The sequence below is a fragment of the Ruegeria spongiae genome, from assembly GCF_023502395.1.
In the GTDB taxonomy this organism is placed as follows: domain Bacteria; phylum Pseudomonadota; class Alphaproteobacteria; order Rhodobacterales; family Rhodobacteraceae; genus Ruegeria_C; species Ruegeria_C spongiae.
The window spans coordinates 142,115-148,768 of sequence record NZ_JAMFMB010000008.1 but is presented as its reverse complement, the minus strand read 5'-3'; the positions used below and the strand labels follow the sequence as shown (position 1 = coordinate 148,768).

General features: G+C 52.7%; 7 protein-coding genes. 4 read left to right on the top strand and 3 right to left on the bottom strand.

The genetic code is table 11. The features are described from left to right. The coding region (locus tag M3P21_RS08675) for an SMI1/KNR4 family protein (protein WP_249708988.1) at window positions 1-550 on the top strand (550 nt) is incomplete at its 5' end. A gap of 177 nt (window positions 551-727) precedes the next feature. On the opposite strand, the gene M3P21_RS08670 is transcribed toward M3P21_RS08675, so the two are convergent. Continuing rightward, the gene (locus tag M3P21_RS08670) at window positions 728-1,027 is read right to left on the bottom strand and encodes a hypothetical protein (RefSeq protein WP_249708987.1); all 300 of its coding nucleotides are present in this window, start codon (window positions 1,025-1,027) and stop codon (window positions 728-730) included. Next, window positions 1,024-1,680: a hypothetical protein gene (locus M3P21_RS08665; protein WP_249708986.1), complete on the bottom strand. Its 657-nt coding sequence runs from the start codon at window positions 1,678-1,680 to the stop codon at window positions 1,024-1,026. Before M3P21_RS08665 ends, M3P21_RS08670 begins: the two co-directional genes overlap by 4 nt. A 168-nt stretch (window positions 1,681-1,848) precedes the next feature. Between M3P21_RS08665 and M3P21_RS08660 the strand changes: the two genes are divergently transcribed. From M3P21_RS08660 to M3P21_RS08650, 3 genes are all read left to right on the top strand, one after another. Next, window positions 1,849-2,769 (top strand): class I SAM-dependent methyltransferase, encoded by a 921-nt coding sequence (locus tag M3P21_RS08660; RefSeq protein WP_249708985.1) that lies wholly within the window; start codon window positions 1,849-1,851, stop codon window positions 2,767-2,769. 449 nt (window positions 2,770-3,218) lie between these two features. After that, on the top strand, window positions 3,219-3,761 hold the full coding sequence (locus M3P21_RS08655; protein WP_249708984.1) for a dTDP-4-dehydrorhamnose 3,5-epimerase family protein: 543 nt from the start codon (window positions 3,219-3,221) through the stop codon (window positions 3,759-3,761). Beyond that, on the top strand, window positions 3,762-4,736 hold the full coding sequence (locus M3P21_RS08650; protein ID WP_249708983.1) for a glycosyltransferase family 2 protein: 975 nt from the start codon (window positions 3,762-3,764) through the stop codon (window positions 4,734-4,736). A gap of 941 nt (window positions 4,737-5,677) precedes the next feature. Here the strand turns inward: M3P21_RS08650 and M3P21_RS08645 are convergent. Continuing rightward, window positions 5,678-6,435, bottom strand: a protein-coding gene (locus M3P21_RS08645) for an IS5 family transposase (protein WP_249708982.1) whose coding sequence is annotated in 2 segments (ribosomal slippage) — window positions 5,678-6,114 and window positions 6,114-6,435 — 759 coding nt in all. Because the reading frame shifts where the segments join, the coding sequence is not laid out codon by codon here. Window positions 6,436-6,654 lie beyond the last annotated feature (219 nt).

Genomic DNA, 6,654 nt, shown 5'->3' with positions numbered 1-6,654 from the left:
ACATAAACGGACGTTTTTATCATCGAGGCGGTGCGTCAGTTGCGAGGAACCAATGATTTTCATCAGTACAAATGAGCCGGCAAGTCTTTCGGATGTAAAAGCCTTTGAGTTAAAGAGGGGAGTTCGCCTTCCAAAAGACTATCTACTGTTTTTACTTGATCTAAACGGTGGGCAATTGAATCCAAGCCAGAGCTACGTCAAAGTTCCGAACTGGAATTCCTTGGAGCTTCAGGAACTCTTCGGCATTACGGAAAACCCTAACCATTCCATCACGAACCACCGGTTCACCAACTTTTCCGACTACATGCATCAGATGATGCTCGACATCGGCTATGATCCCTTCGGACAGACCTTGTTCATGGATCTGCGCGAGGGCCCAAACCATGGGAAAATCTACATCCGCGCCCATAATAGCCCGCCAAACGATCCGATCCTGATCGACGACACCGGCTTTGAGGACGAGGACGACTACGAAGATGCGCAACTGCTCTATCCCGTCGCCAACAGCTTCGCAGAGTTCACGGCCATGCTTGGGCCAGCACCAGACTAAAGCCGCCATTTTCAGCGCTTCAGCCAAAGCTCAGTTTGTCCGCAACTTGCTCCTTCGCCATCGAACCCTCGCTGCGAATTGCCTGAATGGCCGGATTTTACGCCGCGTGGTAGCGTTTGGAATTACGCAACTGCGGCAATTCTCGTGCCGCGTGCGCACGCAGCGAGAAATTCGAATTCACGGTGAGGGCTCTTTCGACACCTTCGCCGCAGCGGTTCCGAATGGCCGGTTCTCCCTGGCCAGTTTGCGCTCCAAATCCTGTGCCAACTGCACGTTGTCGGTCAGGCTGTCCGCGATTTCAACCACATGACCTGACAGCGCGGCCACAGCATTCCGTGTTCGCATCTCAGGCTCGTCGCGGCCCAGCAATTCATCAACGAGGATTTCAAGTCCTTGAAGAAGGCCGTGCAACAGCACAGCGGTTTCATCAGCCTTCAACAATTTAGCATCCAGTGACTTTGCCATAAGGTCGGTCATGCTACCTCTTCCTTCAGTTCATCCAGAGCGGCCTTTGACGCTTCCATGGTCTGCTCAAGCGGGGCGATACCCGCAATGTAAGCTTTCATAGCCACTGTGACGGTTCGGAGCTGCTCTGGGTTCATCTCTTTCAATTCCTTCTTGATCGGCCTGAAATCTTCGCAGCTCTTGCGGAAGGCGGCAGCCATACCCTTCGGATCACCGCAAAAAACCCAGTCAATGCTTGCGCCCTGTTCACGGCACCAATCAATGATGTTGTCAGTTAGGATCAGCGAGCCATCATCATCAAAGCTCAGTTCAGGTGGCTCGCAGTCATTCCAGTCGCAGAAAGCGTCGATGCGGTGGTCAATGGTCAGCAGGTCTTTGATAACGTAGAGCCTGTCGCTTGTCGGTTCGGCTATGCCGCCGTGGTGGCAGTAGGTGAGTCCGACTAACTGGCCTTGCAGGGCTGCGAACTGGATTTTGAACAGGCGAGCCGGTTTCTCGATGAGGGCAAGCGGATCGCAGTGGCGCTTATGGCCCAGCCGGGAAACGTCACCACTGTGAAGTTCCTGGCCGACGAACTGATACGCCAGAAAACGATGCCTTGGGAACAGGTAGTAGTGGCCGTGGAAGCTGGTGACGGTGAATGCACCATAGAGGAATACTGGCAATATCTGTCGATGGTGGAGCAGTTCAGCGCATGAGTGATAAGCGGAATAAGGCGAAAAGCTTGCGCGAAAATCCTAAGCGCGGTCTGGACAGGCCAAAGGAGTTTGTGGCAGTGGTGACCCGCTCAAGATTCGCGTATAGCATGTAAATTATTACCAAGGGAGGTCGCATTGAAAGAAAATCATCCGCTCGACTTTTTGACAGACTGGTTTAATGCACGCTGGGCCCCCCAAATGGGGTCTATTGACGGACATGACGTGAGCTTTCTAGCCGCCTTATTTGGTCAACACGAACCCCGCCAAATTGTCGAAATCGGCTGCGCAAGCGGTTTGTCGACCTCAGTACTGGCTATGCTGGCGCAGCGAAATGGTTCGGCAAGCATAGCCAGTTTCGATACGGCACACCAATTCTATGGTGATCGATCAAAGCCGTTGGGCTATCTATTGAATGAAGCCCTCCCTCACCCCGATGTTTCCGTTCAACTGTTTCCCGGCTGCGATAGTCTAGACGTCGCCGAAAAGATCAAAGAACCAATTGATCTTTGTTTTATTGATGCCCTTCACAAACATCCTTGGCCTCTGGTAGACACAATGGTGATGCTTCCTTTGATGAAGCCTGGCGGCATCATCGTTCATCACGATTTACATATGTTTCTGAACAAGGGCCACTTTGCGACTGGCCCGAAAGTGCTGCATGATCGGGTGCCCCCCAAAATGCAATTGAATTTCCGAGACTTAGTCGACCGAAATTCGCATGGTCGATTGTTGACCCGACCGTTTGCCAACAATATCTATGCCTTTCGCGTACCCCAAGATATTCGCTCTCTAGCCGAAAAGCTGTCGCTTGGGTTCTGCATCGGCTGGGACGTAAATGAGCAAAAAGTGAACTGGGTGCATCAGGATTTTGCGTTGGCGCTACGTAGCATTATGAAGGAAAATTACGATCCACAAGTTCTGCAAAATTTCAATGTCGGTTATAGCAGGTACCGCTCGTTAGGGTCTCAGCAACAAGTACAGACACCACCGCTTCAGGCAGAAATCTCGCTCCCTCGCCGTGCTTGGCGCAAGTTGTGCCGTACCATCCGGGCGTAGTTCACCCAGCACCACGCCCTTATCATGATCGGTGCCCCTGATGGCGTCCCTGGCTTCCTGTGTGACGCCCTCGGCGCGGGAAACCGCCCGGTTGATAGTGGAGCGATTTACCCCGGTCTTTTCGACGGTGTCGGTGTCAAAGTCCTTCTGATGCTGCGGCTTCTTGGTGGAACTCCGAGTTCCGGCTATTCCCGAACCACCCACAATGATATGGTCGTCGGAGGTGTTGCGCTCGGTTTCGGAAGCAGGTGTCGCCATGGTCAGCTCCGAGACGTCCACCAGGATTTGGGTTGTTCATTCTTTGGTCGGAGGCGAAACCGAGGCGTGTAGTGAAACGGTTTCAAGGCTGACTTTTTGCAATCGACGTGGCTTTACATCACGACAAGGATCAAGCCGACCGGAACCGATGAATTTCGGAACACTTTCATCCACAACACAAGGACAAACCAATGTCAGATGAACTCACCCTGCCACAAGGATCCAGCCAACAGGCCCAAACCGTAGAAAAGACAGGTCAATCCGTTGCCAAAGTCATTGACGGCGTTCGAGAGTTTTCGCCGCCCACCCATGAGGATGAGCGGGGCAGCCTGTGCGAGCTTTATAGCGATTCCTGGGGTTTTGACGACATACCCATGGTACATGCCTATGCGGTTACGGTCAGGCCAAATCAGGTGAAAGGTTGGGCGTGTCACCAAACCCAAGTGGATCGCTATTTTTTCTTCAGTGGCGCTGTGAAGCTCGTTCTTTATGATGCTCGACCGGAGTCTCCGACGTACAAACTGGTCACAGAAAAAACCTACTCCGACATAAACCGGGCGCTGGTGTCCGTGCCTCCCGGTGTGTTCCACGCGGTTGAATGTGTCGGGCCGCAGGAAGGGCTTCTGTTCAACATTCCCAGCCACACCTACAACTACGAAAAACCGGACAAGATTATCTGCCCGATTGATACCCCGGATATTCCATATACATTCAAGAACTCTACAGGACACTGAATGCCTGCTACGCCCAAGGTAAGCGTCGTTACCGCGACCTACAACTTTGCCTCCGTACTCAAGCTGGCGATTGAAACGGTTCTGTCGCAGACCTATTCCGATTTCGAATATCTAATCATAGGTGACGGCTGCAACGATGAAACCGAGGCAGTTGTCAGTTCCTTTGACGACCCTCGAATCCGATGGGAGAATCTGCCGGAAAATCTGGGAAACCAATCCGACGTCAATCGGGCTGCCCTGAGCAAAGCGAGCAGCGGAATGATAGCCTATCTCAACCACGACGACTTGTGGTTCCCCGATCATCTTGAGGCGCTTGTGGCCTGCCAGGAGCAAGGACAGTTTGACCTTGTATCCAGCCTGTCCCTTAGCATCAGTCCAGAACCCCATTACCATAGGAAAATCATCGGTCTCCCTGTGATTATGCAGCAAAAGGCCAAGTTCAAGGCTGTGTGCATGACCAGCACTGCGCTCCACACTAAAAGCGCCTCGGAAGCAGTTGGTGGCTGGGCAAAATGGCGTGAGTTCGACGGAGTGCCCACTCTGGACTTTTTTGAACGTCTCCGCAATCTACGCCAAAACTATGCGGTCGTCCCACGCATTACTTGTCTCAAATTCCATTCCGCCGCGCGCAAAGACAGCTACCTTCACCAAGACCCGAGCGAACAGCGCAATTGGCTGGAGCGAATGCGAACGGATCCCGACTTGAGACACCGAGAAATGGGAGCCGCGTTTGCGATGCGGACCACGAAACTGCCCGTACCACGCCCAACCAGCCGCCCCAAACCAGACAACGCACCGCCGGGCTGGCAAATCGAAAAACTTCGTCGATCGCGCGGATTGGAACCAATGGTTGACCTGGATCCCAAAGACCTGCCTCAATTTGAGATTGCAAACTCGGTATCCCCGGAGGACGACCCTGTACGCCATGGCTCGGACGACCAGATTTGGTTCGTTCCACCCGAGAAGCTGCGATAACCAGAGACTCCCAGACCTGGGCACAGATTCAACTGGCCGTTCTTTGAGCTATGCCAGTCAATCAACAACACGCTGATATTTGAGCTTGAAACCCTTCGTGGCTACTGCCGCAATAGGCAAACAAGACTCGAAGCGGGCGTCGGAGCACATGCAAGTGTGCGGCACCCTTGGCTTAATGGCCTCGCATCTGAGTGCTGCCCTAGCTCTGAACTAGGGTTGTTCGGCGCTTCCCGAAAAACTCAGTTTCAGCCCCGACCCCCTGCTACATCTGCTACTTCTGCTACATGGCTGACGGGCTGCCACTCTGAGCGCTTGTGTTGACTCCATTTGCCTGTGTCTGCCAATGTTTTTTCATGTTTCGTATGTATTTAGATGAACACGGCGTTGACAGTATGACGCGCCTTGATCTCGACAACAAGCGATACCTCAGCCTGACCGGCGTTATGATGAAAAAGGATCCCTTTTACCGACTCTCAACAGCATAAAAGCGGACTTGCTGAACGAAGACCCGGATGAACCTATTTGCTTACACCGCAGTGACATAAGACATGCAAAGGGGCCATTTCACCCGCTCGCAGACTCCGATACTCGCTTACGATTTGACGAGAGAATTTTGGGGTTAATGCGCGACGCGGAATACACCGTGATTACAGTGCTATTGGATAAGCTCGGCATGGACAGTAAATTTCATTGGGAGCGCACGCACCCATATCATTTCATCATGGAGGTTATGATGGAGAAGTATGCGCTGTGCCTTGAAAATAGAGATGCTGTCGGAGACGTAATGCCAGAGGCACGGGGGAAGCCGCAAGATAGTGCTTTGCAGGCGGAGTTTTCACGAGTGCTATGTGACGGTACGAGATATGTGACTGCCGATAGGATCAGGGATCGAATACCATCAAAGAAACTAAAGTTCCGTACTAGGTTCCAGACTCATTGATTTACAGCCAGAATAGACCGGTAGCTGCGAGCGCGATGGCCGACAGGAAGACCTTCGGGCATCTGTCGTATCGGGTGGCGACGCGCCGCCAATCCTTCAGTCGTCCGAACATGATCTCGATGCGGTTTCTGCGTTTGTAGCGCCGCTTATCGTATCGGACAGGCTTGTCGCGTGATTTTCGACCTGGGATGCAGGGCCTAATTCCCCTGTCATTAAGGGCTTCGCGGAACCAATCGGCGTCATAGCCTCGATCTCCCAGCAGCCAGTCAGCCGATGGCAGACTGTTCACCAGAGCCTTGGCCCCTGTGTAGTCGCTAACCTGCCCAGCGGATATGAAGAAGCGGATGGGGCGTCCGAGACTGTCAGTAACAGCGTGCAGTTTCGTATTCATGCCACCCTTGGTGCGCCCGATCAGTCTGCCGCGCCCCCCTTTTTCAGCCGCAGGCTGGAAGCCGTGCGGTGCGCTTTGAGGTAGGTTGCGTCAATCATGATGGTCTTGTGATCGGCTTCTTCCGCAGCCAGACCGGCCATGATCCGAGCGAATACACCCATTTCGCTCCATCGTTTCCAGCGGTTGTAGAGCGTCTTCGGCGGTCCATATTCGCGAGGCGCATCGGACCACCGCAACCCATTGCGATTGATGAAAATAATCCCGCTTAGTACACGTCGATCATCGACCCTCGGTTTGCCATGGCTCTTCGGAAAATAGGGCCGAAGGCGAACCATCTGCTCGTCGGTCAACCAGAATAGATTACTCACCATGCACCCCTCAAAAACTCAGGGGCTTGAATCATGCAAACAAGATCGCGGCAACCATATTAATGGGTCCAGAGCCTAGCAACCACTCGGCATAGATTGACGTAGAAACGCGTAGAAAACCGTTTCGTTGAAGGCGTGGAATTCCTCTTTTGATAAATCCGTAAGACATTGTTATTTTGATATTTTTTTATATTTGTAAGAATTTTTGGTACACTGAAA